This is a genomic window from Hymenobacter setariae, from assembly GCF_007713685.1.
In the GTDB taxonomy this organism is placed as follows: domain Bacteria; phylum Bacteroidota; class Bacteroidia; order Cytophagales; family Hymenobacteraceae; genus Hymenobacter; species Hymenobacter setariae.
The window spans coordinates 188,495-202,427 of the sequence record NZ_VMRJ01000008.1; the positions used below are offsets into that span (position 1 = coordinate 188,495).

A 13,933-nucleotide genomic window follows, 5' to 3' on the forward strand; every position below is an offset into this window, starting at 1 on the left:
CTAATATGCTCAAAAAGCGCTTTTTATGGAACCTGCCACCAAAACCGAAACCCTCGACATTGAAGGCATGACCTGCGCCTCGTGCGCGTCCTTCGTCGAGAAGTCGCTCAGCCGCACGCCGGGCGTGCAGCGGGCGATGGTCAACTATGCCACCGAAAAGGCCACCGTAGACTATCTGCCTACCCAGGCCTCCCCGGCTACCCTCAAGGAAGCCGTTATTAACGCCGGCTACGGCGTGGCGGAGCGCGCCCCCGATACCAGCGCCGCCGAGCGCAGCGCCGAAATTGACCGCCAGAAGGCCCTAGCCTACCAGAAACTCAAGCGCCGCTTCGGCGTTGCTGTGGGTTTGGCCGTCCTCATCATGCCGCTGAGTATGCTCATGCTCTGGCCGGCGATGATGCAGCGCGTGAATACGCAGTGGCTCAACTATGCGCTACTGCTGCTCACGCTACCGGTACTGCTCTACAGCGGGCGCGAGTTTTACGTGTCGGCCTGGAACGGCTTCAAGCACCGGGCCGCCAACATGGATACGCTCATTGCCGTGGGTACCGGCGCGGCGTTTCTCTACAGCCTGGCCGCGACCGTCGTGCCCGGCTTCTTCATCAGCCGGGGCCTGATGCCCGAGGTGTACTACGACACGACGGCCACCATCATTGCCCTGATTCTGCTGGGCAAGGTGCTGGAGCTGCGGGCCAAAACCCAGACCTCGGCGGCCATGCGCAGCCTCATCGGCCTGCAAGCCAAAACCGCCCGCGTGGTGCGGCCCGATGGGGCGGAAGTCGATGTGCCCATCGAGCAGGTGCAGCTGGGCGACCTAGTAGTGGTGCGCCCCGGCGAGAAGGTGGCTACCGATGGCCTTATCACCGAAGGTTCCTCTTCGCTCGATGAGGCCATGCTTACCGGCGAAAGCCTGCCGGTGCAGAAGCAGGCGGGCGACCCGGTATTCGGAGCCACGCTTAACAAGACTGGCTCCTTCCGCTTCCGCGTCACCAAAGTAGGGGCTGATACGATGCTCTCCCAGATTGTGAAGCTGGTGGAGGATGCCCAGGGCAGCCGCGCCCCCATTCAACGGCTGGCTGATAAGGTGAGCGCCATCTTCGTGCCCACGGTCGTGGTCATTGCCATTCTCACCTTCGTGCTGTGGTTTGATTTGGCCCCGGCCGGTGCCCGCCTGCCGCTGGCAGTGGTCAACTTCGTGGCCGTGCTCATCATTGCCTGCCCCTGCGCGCTGGGGCTGGCCACACCCACCGCCATCATGGTGAGCACGGGCAAGGGCGCGGAGCATGGCGTGCTCATCCGCAATGCCGAAGCCTTGGAAAAGGCTTATAAAGTCAACACCGTTCTACTGGATAAAACCGGCACCATCACCCGCGGCGAGCCCGCCGTGACGGACTTCTGGACGCTGCCCGGCCAGGAGGCGAGCCAGCTGCTGCAAGTGGTGGCCGCCGTGGAGCGCCAAAGCGAGCACCCGCTGGCTGAGGCCGTGGTGCGCCACGCCGACGCCCAGGGCGGGGCCAGTCTGAGCGCCACCGGCTTCCGCGCCGTGGAAGGCAAGGGGGCCGCCGCCACCGTGAACGGCCAGGCCGTGCTGATTGGCAACCGCCGGCTGCTGGCCGATGAAAGCGTAAGCCTCTCCCCTGCCGTGATTACCCAGGCCGAGCAGCTGCTGGCCCAGGCCAAAACCGTGCTGTACGTCGCCGTAGCCGGCCAGGCCGTGGGGCTGCTGGGCGTGGCCGATACCGTGCGCGACACGTCGGCCGCCGCCATCAAAAAGCTCCAGGCGCTGGGCATTGAGGTGGTGATGATGACGGGTGATAACACCGAAACGGCCGCCCAGGTGGCCGGGCAGGTGGGCATCACGCGCTATTTTGCTGAAGTGCTACCCGCCGATAAAGCCGGCAAGGTGAAGGCACTGCAAGCCGAGGGTCGCACCGTGGCCATGGTGGGCGACGGCATCAACGACGCGCCCGCGCTAGCCCAGGCCGACATCGGGCTGGCCATCGGCTCGGGCACCGACGTGGCGATGGAAGCGGCCGGCATTACGCTCATGCGCTCGGACCTGCATGGGGTGGTGACAGCCATCGAGCTGAGCCGCCAAACCATTCGCACCATCAAGCAGAACCTGTTTTTCGCCTTCATCTACAACACGCTGGGCATTCCCGTGGCGGCCGGGCTGCTCTACCCCTTCTTCGGTATTCTGCTCTCGCCCATGCTCGCGGCCGGGGCCATGGCCCTCAGCTCGGTATCGGTGCTCACCAACTCGTTGCGCCTGCGCGCGTTCGACAACCACTAGTCTTTACCTGTTAGTTATGGATACGCCCGCTATCATCGTGACCGTCGCCGGCCTGGCCCTCGCCGGGTTCGTGCTCTGGTACTTCTTCTTTTCGGCCCGCCAGACGGCCAGCGCCGTTTCCTCTTCCAGTGGCGTGCAGGAGGTGGCTATTACCGTGAAGGGCGGCTATTCGCCCGACGTGATTGAGGTGCAGCGCGGCCAGCCCGTGCAGCTGAGCTTCTACCGCGACGAGGAAAATAGCTGCTCGGAGGAGCTGCTGATGCCCGATTTCAGCGTCCGCCGCGACCTGCCGGCCTTCAAAACCACGCTGGTCGAGCTGCTGCCCCAAGAAGCCGGTACGTTTCCGTTCACCTGCGGCATGGGCATGCTGCGGGGTAGCTTGGTCGTGAAATAATGACGCATCCCATGAAAGCCGACGTTAGCATTGCCCACGTTTTGCCGCCGCCCGACTCGCACCGGCTGCTGATTAAGAACATGGTGTGCCCGCAGTGCATCCGGGTGGTAGGCGAGGATATGGCGGCCCTGGGCCTGCGCGTACACCGCGTGGCGCTGGGCGAGGCCGACGTGTCCACGCCCGATGGTACGGCCCCCGACTGGCCGGCCATCCGGGCCAGCTTGCAGGAAGCCGGTTTCGAGTTGCTGGAAGACCCCCGCGACCAGTTGGTGGACCGCATCAAAACGCTGCTGGTGGCCCTGATTCACTACCCGCCGCCCGGTCCGCGCCTGCTCAACTACTCGGATTACCTGGTCGAGCACCTGGGCAAGGACTACCATTCTCTTTCCCACTTGTTCTCCGCTTCCGAAGGCCTCACGATTGAGAAGTTCATCATCCGCCAAAAGGTAGAGCGGGCCAAGGAGCTGATTGGCTACGGGGAGCTGCCTATTGCTGAAGTCGCCCAGCAGCTGGGCTACAGCAGCCCGGCGCACCTCTCGCGGCAGTTCCGGCAGGTGACGGGCCTCACCCCGACCGAGTTTCAGCGGCTGGGACCGGCCAGCCTGGCGCGGCGCAGCCTGGATTCGCTGATTTAAAGGCTCGGTTGTGCTACGGCAATATAAGTGGCTTATGGTCAGATGATAGGCAGGAGCTAGGCAGCGCCTTGTTTAACGGGCTGCTGCTTTTTTGTGTTCTAGTCGGTAGAACAACGGCCCCAACTCCGGCGGCTCTTCCTTAGCCTATGAACCGACAGCTTCTCGTTGAATTTGATGACTTATTTAAGGGGCCTGCGCAGCCTATTGCCGACTACCTGAGCGGCATTAACCGGCTTGACCGCTTGCAGTGCGTCTCGCACCTGCTTGGCTATCTGAGCCATACGCCGGCTACCAAGCGGGACTACGTGACGGACATGCAGCAGTTTTTCGGGCCGCAGCATAATGCGCTTTTTGCCAGCCAGGTCTACCAGCAGACGCAGGCTTTGGCGCGCCGCGTCGAGTCCAAGCTCAATTTCCTGCATCCGAAAACGGTACTTCAGCTTTACAGCCTGTGCTTCGAGCTGCCCGATGAGCCGACCAGGCAGACCGAGCCCGAGTTGGAATGCAGCCTGTTTGTGGCCTGCTTGGTGCTGAATGAGTCCTACATCAGGGAGCAATACCAGGCCATGACCGTGGCCCGCCAGCTGCTGCCGACGCAGCCGCTGGCCGCTGCCGCGCTGGCCGGCACGTTCTCCGATTTCGAGCTGGTCAACCACCGCCTGCACCACATTGCGATGCTGCAACTGATAAAGTCGGTGCGGCTGTTCGAGTTTTTGGAGGCAGAGGCTCGCTTTGCGCCCCTGCTGCAAGCCTTTGTGCAGCGGTTCAACTGCCAGAATTGGCAGGAATACTTCCGCCAGCTAAGCGGCGTAATCAAGCCCGTCACGCAGGCGCAAACCGCTGGCCGAATCGCGGTGGAGGTGCCCGTGAGGCCTGATTACGTGTCGGCGTGCGCCTTTCTGCGGCACTTCACGCTCCCCGAGGGGCAGCCGCTGGACATGGCCGACTTCACCAGCTTACGGGCAACGCCGCTGTGCGAGGAATCGCCTGGCACGTTCGTGCTGGTGTACCCGGTGCTGGTGCTGGAGGCCCTGCACAAGGGACTGTACTTTCAATTTAATCTGGCCAACCGGTCCCTACCAAAGGGGCAGCGGGAGCCCGATTGGCGCTCGGTGTACTGCGACCTGTTTTCGGAGCAGTACCTCATGTACCTGCTGCTCGATGCCACCTTGAAGGGCCGAGGGTTGGCGCTGAGCGGCCGGGCCATCTTCGAAGGCTGGCAGCTGAAAGGGCAGGCCGAGCCGGACTACTATTTCCGCCACGATAACCGGGCCGTGCTGTTCGAGTCGAAGGACGTGCTGGTGCACAAGGATGCCAAGGCCGGCCACGACTTTGCCACCTACCTGGACGAGGTAAGGAAGAAGTTTTACGAAGATGAACACCACCACCCCAAGGCGGCGAAGCAGCTGGCGGGCAACGTGGCGCGCCTGCTGCGCCACCAGCTGCCTTTCGATACCGACTTTGACCCGGCCGAGCTGCTACTCTACCCGGTGCTGGTGGTGCACGACCGACTCTACAACCAGCCCGGCCTGAACGTGGTCGTCAACGACTGGTTCCAGGAGGAGCTGGCCGAGCTAGCGCAGCAGGGGCTGCCGGTGCACAACGTGCGCCCGCTGATTATCATCGACGCAGATACGCTCCTGGCCTACCACGAGGATTTTCGGGATGGGCGGCTGGTGTTCGAAGACATGCTGGAAGAATACGTGGCCTACCTGCGGGCCCCAGCCTGGGACGGCATGAGCGCGGCTGAGGACGAGCAGCGGCAGATGCAGAGCATCCACCCCTTTGCCTTGTTCCTAGAGAACTACGCGGAAAAGCGCGATATGCTGGGCATCCCCAGGCAGATGCTCTACCAGATTCTGCCCATCATCAACCGCGATGCGGACGACCAGCCAGGGCAATAGCTGAAGCCGGAAATTATGCAAGGAAATTGCGCGGATGTGTAAAATCTAAGGGGCGGGCCTGAGTGTTAAGAAAGCTCATCAAGCCTTCATAATACCTATGACCCGTTTACGCTTACCCCTGCTTGTGCTGGCTCTCTTCGGGCTGTTTCTGGCTTCCTGCTCGAAGAGCCACGATATGGACCCCGCCCACGAAAGTGTGTACATGACCATTATGATGGACATGATGACCCAGATGGATGCGCAGGCCAAAACCCAGGACCCCGACCACGACTATGCCGCCCAGATGGTGCTGCACCACCAGGCGGCCATCAAAATGGCCCAGGAGGAGTTGAAGAGCGGCACCAACCAGGACATGAAAACGACGGCCCAGGCCATTATCACCAAGCAGCAGGCCGAAATCACGCAGTTCAACGCCTTTCTCAGCGGCCACCAGCCCCGAACGCCCCTGGTGCCGCAGTTCGCCCAGCTTCAGAAAGCCAACATGGACAAGATGATGGCCAGCAGCGACAAGCGCACTATCACGGGCCGACCCGATTACGACTTTGCCCAGCTGATGGTAGACCACCACCAGGCCGCCATCGACAACTCCGAGGCCCTGCTGCTGCATGGCCGCGAGAACACCACCCGGACGCTGGCCCAGGCCATTATTGCTGACCAGCGGCAGGAAATTACGGCGTTGCAGGACTGGCTTACGCGTAACAAGTAGGCCGGTGCATGAGCGCTTGAAGAAGGCAGCCCCCGCGGGCTGCCTTTTTTGGTTGTGGGGCGCGGCCACCCAGCCGCGCCTGCTGGGATGAGAAGTAGAAATTATGCAAGCGGCGGGGCCAGCCTGTACAAATCGGGAGGTAGCTGGGGGCCGTTTTAGCCTTAGTTAATCAATTACCACCTTTTTCCCGATGAATCGTTTTCTCCGCTTACCCGCCCTGGCGCTGCTGGGCCTGAGCCTCGCCACTACTGCCTGCAAAAAGGAGGAGGGCCTGCAAGTGCAGCCCCACGACCAGAGCACCCAGATGACCATCATGCACGACATGATGAAGATGATGGATGCCATGAAGCCCACCGGCGACCCCGACAACGACTACGCCATGATGATGATTATGCACCACCAGGGGGCCATCAACATGAGCCAAGAGGAATTAAAAAGTGGTGCCGATGCCGACATGAAGGCCATGGCCCAAAGCATTATCACCGCGCAGCAGAAGGAGATTGCGCAGTTTCAGGCGTTTCTGACAAGCCACCCAGCCCAGGCCCCGGCCGTGCCGGACTTTAGCGCGCTGCAAATGGCCAATATGATGCGCATGAGCCAGGCCAACGACCTGCGTCCCCTGACTGGCAACCCTGATTTCGACTTCGCGCAGCTGATGGTAGACCACCACCGCAGTGCCATTGAAAACTCGGATGCCGTGTTAAAGTACGGTCGCCAGGCTACTACCAAGGCGTTGGCTCAGCAGATTATCGACGAGCAGAAGTCGGAAATCACCATGTTGCAAACCTGGCTGCTAAACCACAAGCCCTACTAGCGGCCTTACTGACTCTATCAAAGCAGCGGAACCCCGGTTCCGCTGCTTTTTGGCTTTTTACGAGGTTGTTTGCTTGATGAAAATGCACCCTACTCCTTTCGAGGCACCTAGCTGGCTGCTCTGGGTTTGGTTTGGCCTTACGCTTCTCTCGGCCGCCTACGTGGCCTGGGACCTGTTTACCCGCACCCCGGAAATGAAGGTGATGAAGTGGGGCTGGGTGCTGGTCACGCTTTACACCGGGCCGATGGGGCTGCTCATCTACTGGTTTTCGTGCCGGGAGCCGTCGCCCGGCACCCACGAGCAGTTCGTGGCCCCGCTCTGGAAACAGGCCGTGGGCTCGACCATCCACTGCGCGGCCGGCGATGCCACGGGCATCATCGTGGCGGCCGGTATTACGGGCTATTTCGGTCTGCGCATGGGGGTAGATATCTGGGTGGAGTACGCGGCTGGCTTCGTTTTCGGGCTGTTTATCTTCCAGGCTCTGTTCATGAAGGACATGCTGGGCATGAGCTACGGGCAGGCCCTGCGCAGCTCCTTTCTGCCGGAGTGGATGTCGATGAACGCCATGATGGCCGGGATGCTGCCCACGATGGTCGTGCTTATGTCTCGGGACATGCGGGCGATGGAAGCCACCTCGCCCTGGTTCTGGGCGTCGATGTCGGCCGCCACGCTCGTGGGCGTGGCGGTGGCCTACCCCGTCAACTGGTGGCTGGTCAAGCATAAGCTTAAGCACGGCATGGGCACCGAGCGGGCATTAGGGAAAGGTGGCGCAATGGCTGCCGCAGCGCCGCAGCACGCGGGGATGGCCATGGCCGGCATGTCGCACGCCATGCCCCCGGCGAGCGCCAGCGGGCACGCCGGGCACGCGATGCCGGGCATGAGCATGGCCGGCGACGGCCAGGTATCGGCCGGGCGCAAAGCCCTGGTCACGGTGCTCACCCTGGTGCTGCTGGCCGCGGGCTACTACGTAGCCGCCCGGTACGGCGACCTTTCCATGCGGCCCGGTCAGCCGATGAACATGCCAGAAATGGCCATGCCCGGCAGGACGCATTAGCAGGCAACAGCAGCTAGGACGCCGGATTTTGAGCTGCGCTGGCTTGCCGACCCCAGCGTTCTGCGCATCTTAGTGGTCCCATTGGTCCACCCCGATTTATGTCCGCCGCGCTACCGCCACTTATCCAGCAATACAAAGCTGATTCCGAGTCTGTTTACAACACTTGGTTCATCAACAACGAAGAGCGCCTGAAGGCCTTCCGCTCCATCCGGCGCGGGGTGCAGCAGGTAGTGAAGGACATTAAAGCGGGCAGCTTCGGCAACGATTTCAAGGGCACTTCGCTCGAATTTGTGCTCAGCGTTATCAGCGAGCAGAAGCAGGTGTTTCAGGGTGCGGCGCACCCTTTCTACTGGAAGCCCAAGCTGCGCATCCCCGACATCTACGAGCACGAGGACAACAAGCGGGCGTTCGGGCAGTTTCTGGAAAGCTGCCTGGCGGCTACCACCGAGCAGCAACTGCTGCGCGAGATTGACATTCTGGACCGCCGCAAAATCAAGGGCCTGGGGCCGGCCGTGGCCAGCATCTTGTATTTCCTGCACCCCACCCTGATGCCGCCCTGCAACACGGCCATCGTTAACGGTTTTAATGCCTTGTTCGGGGAGAAAATCAAGCTGGGCTCCTGGTCGGAGTACCTGCGCATGCGCGAGCGGCTGCGCGACCTCAACCAGGAGCACCGCCAGCACCTGAGCCTCGACTACGGCGCGCTGAGCGGGCTGCTCTTCGACGTAGGCGTGAAAAAGATGATTGCCGGCGACCAGCAGTTTGCCACCGACGAGGACCGCGACAAGTACCAGCAGCAGGCCCAGAAGCGCCACAAAGAGGTGCAAACCGAGGCCCAGGAGGAAAACCAGCACACCGAGATGCAGCACCACCTGCTGCGCGTGGGCAAGGCCCTGGGCTGCGACGTGACGACGGCCATCAACGACCGCAACCGCCTCTGCGGCGGGCAGAAGCTCTCGTTTCTCTGCCTCGACCAGCACCCCGAGCTGCCCGTGCCCGCCGAGGTGGCCAGCACCATCCGCCTGATTGACATCGTGTGGTTCGCGCCCGGCACCAACCGCGTGGTGGCCGCTTTCGAGGTCGAGAAAAGCACCAGCATCTACAGCGGCATCCTGCGCCTAACAGACTTAGCCTTCTCCATGCCCGAGCACGAAACGGCGCTTTACCTGGTGGTGCCCGATGCCCGCGAGAAGGAAGTGCAGGCGCAGCTTTCGCGCCCCGCCATCCGGGCCGCCGGCGCGACCATTCGCTACATCCTGTTTTCGGAGCTGCGCCAGCACTGCGAAGCGCTGTGCAAGTTTGGCGACTCGCCGGCCGCCATGCTTAAGATTGCGCGCTCGGTTTCTTAGGCCAATAGCTCATGTTGAATAACCCGATAATAGAGGCAGCTTTTTTTGGCTACGACCGACCCATGAGCCTTTGTGACTATGCCAGCTACCTTTCTCAACGAGTCTATCGCCACCTCTCGGAGGTGTTTCGCTATGGGTTGAGTTTCTCAGAGTTAGGGTTGACCGACCATTTTATCTTGGACTTGGTAAGGTTCTCCGACCGGGTCAGTCCAACCACCATTAGAGTGTATAAGACCTCGTGGCCCGTGGAAACCGCATTCGGTAACGACATTGATTTGTTTGTGGGTGACGGAACCGGCCAGTATGATTGGTACGCGCTGCAAGCTAAGGTCATGTCGCACGAGGGCGAGTTCAATGACTTGAAGATTAAAGTAAAAGGGGAGCTGCACCAGTGGCATAAGCTGCTGCTACACGAGCGATTGTTTGGCAGCCAGGCCTTTTACCTGTTGTACACTGGACGGTCGAAGGGCAGCTTTATTGCTCCGACAAAGGAAGATTGTAAGGGATTAGCTCACATCGGCGACTATGGCATGAGCCTGGTGAAGGCGCATGATATTCACAAAACAGTCCGGCGCACTACTCCTATGTTGTTCAGCGAGGTATTTCCTGACCTCGCTGAGCCGCTGCGAAGCATTTTTTGCTGCCCCCCCTCCTTGCCGCCGACGGCAAAAAAGTTTAGCGAGAACGATATCCAAACGTCGGCTTACCAGCAGGTATATGCGCGCAGAAAAGGCGAGGACCCCTACCGGGGAAACGACATTTCGGACCGCTTTTTACCTGATGGCTTTGCTCCTATCCGCATTCTAATCGACCGCAACCCAGACGTAGTGGATGGAAGTAGTGGCAGCTAGGCACACCAGTTGCCCTTCCCAAGAACGGGCTACGTAGTTTGGAGTTGCGTCTGCACGAAATCGTGGGCGTAGGCTTTCACCTGGTCGCGCACGCTCCGAAACTGGTGCATGACTTCTTCCTCGCTGCCCGTGGCCTTGGCCGGGTCGGGGAAGTTATGGTGCAGCTTCTTGGCGGATGAGGGAAACACCGGGCAGACCTCGTTGGCATGGTCGCACACCGTCAGCACGTAGTCGAATGGCACGGCCGCGTACTCATCTACATGGTTGCTGGTGTGGTGGCTGATGTCCACGCCGTCTTCGGCCATCACGCGCACCGCACGCGGGTTGAGGCCGTGGACCTCGACGCCGGCCGAGTACACGGCGGCCCGCTTGCCGAGTTCTTGCTGAAGGTAGCCGTGCAGCAGCTGGCTGCGGCAGGAATTGCCGGTGCAGAGCACCAATACGTTTTTCTTGTCAGACATGGGAAGGTGAAAAAGCAAGAGGAGTTACGCGGTTGGGGCCACCGCTTTACCGCCGTACCAGCGGCGGCGGAACCAGAAGGCCAGGTTGACCAGGGCAATCAGGGCCGGTACTTCAATCAGTGGGCCGATGACGCCGGCGAAGGCCTGGCCCGAATTGAGGCCAAATACCCCGATGGCCACGGCAATGGCTAGCTCGAAGTTGTTGCCGGTAGCCGTGAAGGCGATGCTGGCATTCTCGGCGTAGTCGGCCCCCAGGTACTTACCAGCGGCAAAGCTGAGCACGAACATGATGCCGAAGTACAAGGCCAGCGGTAGGGCGATGCGCAGCACATCCAGCGGCACCTGCACGATGGTTGCGCCCTTGAGGCTGAACATCACCACGATGGTGAGCAGCAGTGCCACCAGCGTAATGGGGCTGATGGCCGGGATGAATACGGTATCGTACCACGCGCTGCCTTTCAGGCGGCGCAGGACGGTGCGCGAGAGGAAGCCCGCCGCGAACGGAATACCCAGGTACACGAGCACGCTCCGGGCAATCTCCCCGATGCCGATGTGTACAGCGTAGCCCTTCAGGCCGAAATACGGGGGCAGCACCGTAATGAACAGCCAGGCCAGCACCGAGTAAAACAGTACCTGAAAGATGGAGTTGAGCGCCACCAGCCCGGCCGCGTACTCGCGGCTGCCGTCGGCCAAATCGTTCCAGACCAGCACCATGGCAATGCAGCGGGCAATGCCAATGAGAATCAGCCCCATCATGTACTCCGGCTTATCGGGTAGCAGCCAAATGGCAAGAAAGAACATGAGCAGCGGACCGAGTATCCAGTTAAGAAACAGCGAGAGGCCGATGATGCGCGTGTTTTTGAAGACCTTCGGCAACTCTTCGTACTTGACCTTGGCCAGGGGCGGGTACATCATCAGAATCAGGCCAATGGCCAGCGGCACGTTCACGGTGCCCACCGAGAAGTAGTTGATGGCCCCGTTGATGCCGGGCACGAAGTAACCCAGCCCCACGCCCAGCGCCATGGCCAGGAATATCCAGAGCGTGAGGCCCCGGTCGAGGCCCGAGAGTTTCTTTTCGGCCAGCGCGGCGGGGGCCGGCGCGGCGGCAAGCGGTTGGTGTAAGGTTGTCATAGAAAGTAAGGAGTTAAGCGACGCCGACGGCGGAGCTGCGCCGCTCCATTTGCACCGTGTTGCGCCACACGCCGTGGTGCTGGCCAATTCGCTCGCGGTGGCCAATGACGCGAAAGCCGGCCTGCGTGTGCAGGGCGATGCTGGCGGTGTTTTCCTCGAAAGTGCCGGCTTGCAGCGTCCAGATACCGTGGGTTTCGGAATCCGCAATCAGGGCTTGAAGCAGCTGCCGGCCCACGCCCTGGCCACGGGCTTCGGCGGCGATGTAGATGCTGCCTTCGGCCACGCCGCCGTACACGCAGCGGCTCGACACGGGCGAGAGCGCGGCCCAGCCTAGCACCGTGCCGGCGTCATCAACCGCCACGAGGCGGCTGTGGGCTAGGTGCGCCCGGTCCCAGGCCTCCCACTCGGGGGCCTGCGTCTCAAACGTGGCGTTGCCAGTGGCAATGCCCTGCTCGTAGATGGCGCGCACGGCAGGCCAGTGCGCGGCAGTCATGGCTTGCAGCTGCATAGAAGGGTTAGCAAAAAGGGAGAAGGAATTAGTTGCGGTTGAGCAGGTAGGCCCCGGCAATGAGTAGCAGGGCCCCGGCCAGCCGGCTCAGGGTCAGGGGGCTGCGCACAAGGCCCAGCAGCCCCAACTGGTCGAAGAGCAGCGCCGTGAGCAGCTGGCCGGTCACGACCAGCGCGAAGAGGGAGGCCGCGCCCACCCGTTGCAGCGAAAAGACGATGGCCGCGATGTAGACCATGCCTAGGGCTCCGCCCGTCCACTGGTACCACCGGATGGCACTCATGTCGGCCAGCGTCGGCAGCGGCGTTTGGGTGCCAGCCAGCACCAGGGCCGCCGCCAGGGTGCCGACCAGGTAGGAAGCCAGCACGGCCCACAGCACGCTGTGCAGGCCCCCGCGCAGCTGGCTGTTGACGGCCGACTGCGTGGTGAGCGCTGCCCCGGCCAGCACCAGCACGAGGAAGGAAAGGTATTTCATGGCAGCAGCGACGGGCCAGTGGTTGGGTACGCTGCCCTTAGTAGGCTTTGCGCAGCATGTCGGCGTATTCGTTGGGCAGCGGCGTGGCTTCCACGGCACGGGCAGCTTTCTCCACGTCGTATTCGACCCGAATCAACTCCGAGCGCACGCTGGCCGGGTCGGTGAGCGAGGTAGCGGCATCCAGGTGCAGGAGTTGATAGGCAGCGCGGGGGTCACCGTCCTTGGGCTTGCCGACCGAGCCGATGTTGAGCGCGTGCCGGTAGCGAGTTTCGCCCTCATGCTGGTAGGCAATCGTGCGGTGGTAGGGCTTGTGGGTGTGCCCGAAGAGCAGAATATCCGCCCCCGCCCCTTCCAGCAGGCGCGAAAAGCTGCCTTCCGGGAAGTCCTCGAACAGGTACTGGTTGATGCGGCGCGGCGAGCCGTGCACCATGAGCAAGCTGAGCGTGCAGGGCTCGTCCTGAAAATCCAGGCGCATGTGCTTGGGCAGCAGACGCAGGTAGCGCCGCTCGTCGTCGCCCACTACGGAGTTAGTATAGGCGATGCTTTGCGCGCCCAGGCTCTTATCGGTATCTGTTTGGTAGGCGCAGCCGCAGTCAGAGCTGGCCAGGCCAATGCCCTGGTCGTAGTTGCCGGCCAGCGTGGGGATGCCCCGCCGGCGTACCTCGTTCACTACCTCGTTGGGCCAGGGCGCGTAGCCCACCAGGTCGCCGAGGCAGAATATCATGTCGGGCCGGCGCTGCTCCATATCGACCAGCACCGCTTCGAGGGCCGGCAGGTTGCCGTGCACATCGGAGAAAAAGGCAATTGTCATCGCACAGGAAGAATGAGGTAGGGAAGCTTTGTTCTTAGGCCGCTGCCCGGCAAAGCACCGCCGTTCAGAGCGTTAGCAGCACCCGCCGCCCGGCGTGCAGCCGGCCACTTGCAGCTGGGGCAGCGCAAACTGCTGGGCCGCTGGAATGCCGCAGGCATCCTGAGCCAGGCAGGCCGTTTGCTTGGCGGTCAGCACGAAGTCGTTGCCCTCGCGGGTCAGGCCGAATTTGCCGATGGTAGCCTGCTGGTATTCCACCTCGATATCCAGGTCTTCGGCACCCAGGATGCGCTGCGACAAATCCAGGATGTGCAGGAATTTCTGCGGAGCCAGCCGGTGGTCGTAGTCGCCGGCTTCCCACAGCTGGAAGTTGGCCACCTTTTCCTGGCGCTCCACGCCGCCGCAGTCGATGAAGTGCTTGCTCACTAGGCCGACTTCCGTGACGTGGAAATGCGCGGGCAGGTACTCGCCCGTGGGCAGGCGGAAGCTGACGGCTTCCAACTCGGCCAGGGCCTGCTTTATTTCGGAGATTTTCATGGTACTAGAAATTGTG

General features: G+C 61.8%; 15 protein-coding genes. 9 read left to right on the forward strand and 6 right to left on the reverse strand.

Going from position 1 to position 13,933, the window contains the following annotated elements:
- The first annotated feature begins 25 nt into the window (after positions 1-25).
- The 9 genes from FNT36_RS24585 to FNT36_RS24625 all read left to right on the forward strand — a co-directional run bounded on the left by FNT36_RS24585 (position 26) and on the right by FNT36_RS24625 (position 10,000).
- Positions 26-2,293: a heavy metal translocating P-type ATPase gene (locus FNT36_RS24585; protein ID WP_144853271.1), complete on the forward strand. Its 2,268-nt coding sequence runs from the start codon at positions 26-28 to the stop codon at positions 2,291-2,293.
- Positions 2,294-2,309: 16 nt separating this feature from the next.
- Entirely contained in the window at positions 2,310-2,687 is a 378-nt protein-coding gene (locus tag FNT36_RS24590; RefSeq protein ID WP_144853272.1) for a cupredoxin domain-containing protein, read from the forward strand.
- An 11-nt stretch (positions 2,688-2,698) separates the two neighbouring features.
- The gene (locus FNT36_RS24595; protein WP_144853274.1) at positions 2,699-3,322 is read left to right on the forward strand and encodes a helix-turn-helix domain-containing protein; all 624 of its coding nucleotides are present in this window, start codon (positions 2,699-2,701) and stop codon (positions 3,320-3,322) included.
- 146 nt (positions 3,323-3,468) lie between these two features.
- Positions 3,469-5,226, forward strand: a complete 1,758-nt coding sequence (locus FNT36_RS24600; protein WP_144853276.1) for a hypothetical protein — start codon at positions 3,469-3,471, stop codon at positions 5,224-5,226.
- Positions 5,227-5,323: 97 nt separating this feature from the next.
- Positions 5,324-5,932, forward strand: coding sequence for a DUF305 domain-containing protein (locus FNT36_RS24605; RefSeq protein ID WP_144853278.1), 609 nt, complete (start codon positions 5,324-5,326; stop codon positions 5,930-5,932).
- Between the two features lie 190 nt (positions 5,933-6,122).
- A complete protein-coding gene (locus tag FNT36_RS24610) occupies positions 6,123-6,746 on the forward strand; it encodes a DUF305 domain-containing protein (RefSeq protein WP_144853280.1) in 624 nt (207 codons plus the stop codon).
- An 82-nt stretch (positions 6,747-6,828) separates the two neighbouring features.
- Positions 6,829-7,800 carry a DUF4396 domain-containing protein gene (locus tag FNT36_RS24615; RefSeq protein WP_233636208.1) on the forward strand — a complete coding sequence of 324 codons (972 nt, stop codon included), beginning with the start codon at positions 6,829-6,831 and terminating at the stop codon, positions 7,798-7,800.
- Positions 7,801-7,898: 98 nt separating this feature from the next.
- Entirely contained in the window at positions 7,899-9,149 is a 1,251-nt protein-coding gene (locus tag FNT36_RS24620) for a hypothetical protein (RefSeq protein ID WP_144853284.1), read from the forward strand.
- 158 nt (positions 9,150-9,307) lie between these two features.
- On the forward strand, positions 9,308-10,000 hold the full coding sequence (locus FNT36_RS24625) for a hypothetical protein (RefSeq protein WP_233636209.1): 693 nt from the start codon (positions 9,308-9,310) through the stop codon (positions 9,998-10,000).
- A 29-nt stretch (positions 10,001-10,029) separates the two neighbouring features.
- Here the strand turns inward: FNT36_RS24625 and FNT36_RS24630 are convergent, their stop codons facing one another.
- The 6 genes from FNT36_RS24630 to FNT36_RS24655 all read right to left on the reverse strand — a co-directional run bounded on the left by FNT36_RS24630 (position 10,030) and on the right by FNT36_RS24655 (position 13,917).
- The gene (locus FNT36_RS24630; RefSeq protein ID WP_144853287.1) at positions 10,030-10,461 is read right to left on the reverse strand and encodes an arsenate reductase ArsC; all 432 of its coding nucleotides are present in this window, start codon (positions 10,459-10,461) and stop codon (positions 10,030-10,032) included.
- A 24-nt stretch (positions 10,462-10,485) separates the two neighbouring features.
- Entirely contained in the window at positions 10,486-11,592 is a 1,107-nt protein-coding gene (arsB, locus tag FNT36_RS24635) for an ACR3 family arsenite efflux transporter (RefSeq protein WP_144853289.1), read from the reverse strand.
- Between the two features lie 13 nt (positions 11,593-11,605).
- The gene (locus tag FNT36_RS24640) at positions 11,606-12,100 is read right to left on the reverse strand and encodes a GNAT family N-acetyltransferase (RefSeq protein ID WP_144853291.1); all 495 of its coding nucleotides are present in this window, start codon (positions 12,098-12,100) and stop codon (positions 11,606-11,608) included.
- 28 nt (positions 12,101-12,128) lie between these two features.
- A complete protein-coding gene (locus tag FNT36_RS24645; RefSeq protein ID WP_144853293.1) occupies positions 12,129-12,572 on the reverse strand; it encodes a DMT family transporter in 444 nt (147 codons plus the stop codon).
- Between the two features lie 37 nt (positions 12,573-12,609).
- A complete protein-coding gene (locus tag FNT36_RS24650) occupies positions 12,610-13,383 on the reverse strand; it encodes a metallophosphoesterase family protein (protein WP_144853295.1) in 774 nt (257 codons plus the stop codon).
- 72 nt (positions 13,384-13,455) lie between these two features.
- Positions 13,456-13,917, reverse strand: coding sequence for a DUF6428 family protein (locus FNT36_RS24655; protein ID WP_144853297.1), 462 nt, complete (start codon positions 13,915-13,917; stop codon positions 13,456-13,458).
- Between the last annotated feature and the right edge of the window lie 16 nt (positions 13,918-13,933).

Coding starts and splice junctions, on each gene's coding strand:
- FNT36_RS24585 (WP_144853271.1), top strand. CDS start 26: ATGGAACCTGCCACCAAAACCGAAACCCTCGACATTGAAGGCATGACC.
- FNT36_RS24590 (WP_144853272.1), top strand. CDS start 2,310: ATGGATACGCCCGCTATCATCGTGACCGTCGCCGGCCTGGCCCTCGCC.
- FNT36_RS24595 (WP_144853274.1), top strand. CDS start 2,699: ATGAAAGCCGACGTTAGCATTGCCCACGTTTTGCCGCCGCCCGACTCG.
- FNT36_RS24600 (WP_144853276.1), top strand. CDS start 3,469: ATGAACCGACAGCTTCTCGTTGAATTTGATGACTTATTTAAGGGGCCT.
- FNT36_RS24605 (WP_144853278.1), top strand. CDS start 5,324: ATGACCCGTTTACGCTTACCCCTGCTTGTGCTGGCTCTCTTCGGGCTG.
- FNT36_RS24610 (WP_144853280.1), top strand. CDS start 6,123: ATGAATCGTTTTCTCCGCTTACCCGCCCTGGCGCTGCTGGGCCTGAGC.
- FNT36_RS24615 (WP_233636208.1), top strand. CDS start 6,829: ATGCACCCTACTCCTTTCGAGGCACCTAGCTGGCTGCTCTGGGTTTGG.
- FNT36_RS24620 (WP_144853284.1), top strand. CDS start 7,899: ATGTCCGCCGCGCTACCGCCACTTATCCAGCAATACAAAGCTGATTCC.
- FNT36_RS24630 (WP_144853287.1), bottom strand. CDS start 10,461: ATGTCTGACAAGAAAAACGTATTGGTGCTCTGCACCGGCAATTCCTGC.
- arsB (WP_144853289.1), bottom strand. CDS start 11,592: ATGACAACCTTACACCAACCGCTTGCCGCCGCGCCGGCCCCCGCCGCG.
- FNT36_RS24640 (WP_144853291.1), bottom strand. CDS start 12,100: ATGCAGCTGCAAGCCATGACTGCCGCGCACTGGCCTGCCGTGCGCGCC.
- FNT36_RS24645 (WP_144853293.1), bottom strand. CDS start 12,572: ATGAAATACCTTTCCTTCCTCGTGCTGGTGCTGGCCGGGGCAGCGCTC.
- FNT36_RS24650 (WP_144853295.1), bottom strand. CDS start 13,383: ATGACAATTGCCTTTTTCTCCGATGTGCACGGCAACCTGCCGGCCCTC.
- FNT36_RS24655 (WP_144853297.1), bottom strand. CDS start 13,917: ATGAAAATCTCCGAAATAAAGCAGGCCCTGGCCGAGTTGGAAGCCGTC.